The organism is Kitasatospora sp. NPDC085895, from assembly GCF_040702125.1.
Classification (GTDB): Bacteria; Actinomycetota; Actinomycetes; order Streptomycetales; family Streptomycetaceae; genus Kitasatospora; species Kitasatospora arboriphila.
The window spans coordinates 1-1,929 of record NZ_JBFBJY010000217.1 but is presented as its reverse complement, the minus strand read 5'-3'; the positions used below and the strand labels follow the sequence as shown (position 1 = coordinate 1,929).

At 65.9% G+C, this 1,929-nt stretch carries 1 protein-coding gene; it reads right to left on the bottom strand.

The window, feature by feature from the left end:
- Positions 1 to 96: 96 nt before the first annotated feature.
- Positions 97 to 1,347 carry a group II intron reverse transcriptase/maturase gene (gene ltrA / locus AB0442_RS42325; protein WP_366168825.1) on the bottom strand — a complete coding sequence of 417 codons (1,251 nt, stop codon included), beginning with the start codon at positions 1,345 to 1,347 and terminating at the stop codon, positions 97 to 99.
- Between the last annotated feature and the right edge of the window lie 582 nt (positions 1,348 to 1,929).

Below are 1,929 nucleotides of genomic sequence, written 5' to 3'. Positions count from 1 at the left end.
GGGCGAGTAGCCGGGGAGAATTTCACTCCCCGGCTCTCTCAGAACCGTGCGTAAACCTCTCGGCTTACACGGCTCCCATCGTCCAGTCGTGCGCGGTCACGGCCTGATGAGCTTCCAGTGGGCGAAGAGTCCGGGGAACAGCCTGGCGTGGCTGGCCAGGGCCTCTCGCGCCCGCGCTCGTTTGTGCCGGAACCGCTTGTACTTGCGGACGAGCCACCGCACCAGGTAGTCGTTGATGCGGTTGAGGCTGGACCGCAGCGCGGTCGGATGGAACCGACCGTAGTAGTTGATCCAGCCCCGCACGACCGGGTTGATCTCCCGGGCGAGCTGCTCCAGGGTCGTGTCACTGCGCAAGTGCAGCCGCCAGCGGCGAATCTGCGCCCGGATCAGCTTGGCGGCCTCGTCGCTGACGCCCGGATTGAAGCCGAAGAAGTACTCCCCGCGCTTTGTCCGGAGCCGTCGAACGCGAAACCCGTACCCCAGGAACGTGAACGAGGTGTGCTCAGCCGAGCCGCGCCTGTTCCTGTCCTTGCAGTACACGATGCGGGTCTTCTGGGGATGGAGCTCCAGGCCCCCGCACTCGGCCAGCCGCTCGGCGATGGCCCGGCGCACGTGGTGCGCCTGAACCTCGTTGCGGCAGTGAACCACCACGTCGTCGCAGTACCGTTCGAACTGGATGCCGGGGTACTCCCGGGCCATCCAGGCGTCGAACGCGTAGTGCATGAACAGGTTGGACAACACGGGTGAGACCGCTGAGCCCTGGGGGCTGCCGCGATCCCGGGCGAGCAGGCTGCCGTCCGGCCGCTGGAGCGGGGCTTTCAGCCAGCGCTCCACATACAGCAGGACCCACCGCTGATCGGTGTGGTGGGCGACCGCCTTGAGGACAAGGTCGTGATCGAGGTTGTCGAAGAAGCCCCGGATGTCCATATCGATCACCCAGTCCGTTCTCCAGCACCGTTCCCGGCACGCCTCGACCGCGTCCAACGCACTGCGGCGGGGCCGGTAGCCGTAGGAGTCCTGGTGGAACACAGGTTCCACCAGTGGCTCCAGCACCATGGCCACCACCGTCTGCGCGATTCTGTCCGCGACCGTGGGCACTCCGAGGATCCTGACCCCGCGTCCTCCCGGCTTGTCGATCTCCACCATCCGCACCGGCGGCGGGAAGTAGCAGCCCGACGACATGCGATTCCACAGCTTGTAGAGGTTGCCCCGAAGGTCCGCCTCGAACTGCTCGATCGATACCGCGTCGACGCCCGCCGCGCCCTTGTTGGCCTTGACCCTCAAGTACGCCTCGAACACCAGGTGTTTCGAGATCTGATACGACTTCGATCCATTCGTCTGGTTCATCCCGGGAACTCCGGTTGGCCACCAATCGGACCCGGACGATCCGTCCCCTTCGCTCCGCCCGCGTTACCGGGCCTCATCGCTACTACGAGACGGTCCGCCCCCGTGCCCCGCATCGGTACTCGGCCTCTCGCGGTTTTGTCCGCTTGAGGTTCTCCCTCTCGCCGCCGGCCCATCGAGCCGGCGCCAGTATCGGGGCGACAGGTTCCCACGTTCCATGCAAGAGCCCGGGCCAGGCTCGCGCCGCCTCCATGCCGGACGCCATCCGGGCAGTCGGCAGGCTCCCCCCGGACTTGTCCCGGAGCCCAGATCATGCCCCGGTTTCGACGCCATTGAAGAAATTTACGACACGTCATCAGCGGTTCGCTCTCGCTCGCCTTCCTGACCCATACCTGACGCGATCACTGCCGCGCCTTTTCCCGCAGCGCTCACCACGACCGGCACTTAACCGACGCAGCCTGCGGTGGTTTGGAGCCTCCCCCTGCAGGGCGACCCCGGAGGACCTACCTCCATCTCCTGCACAGCACCGCTTCCAGAAGCAGTTGCATCAACGCCTCCTTCAGCGTTCGTGGCACACGATCTGGG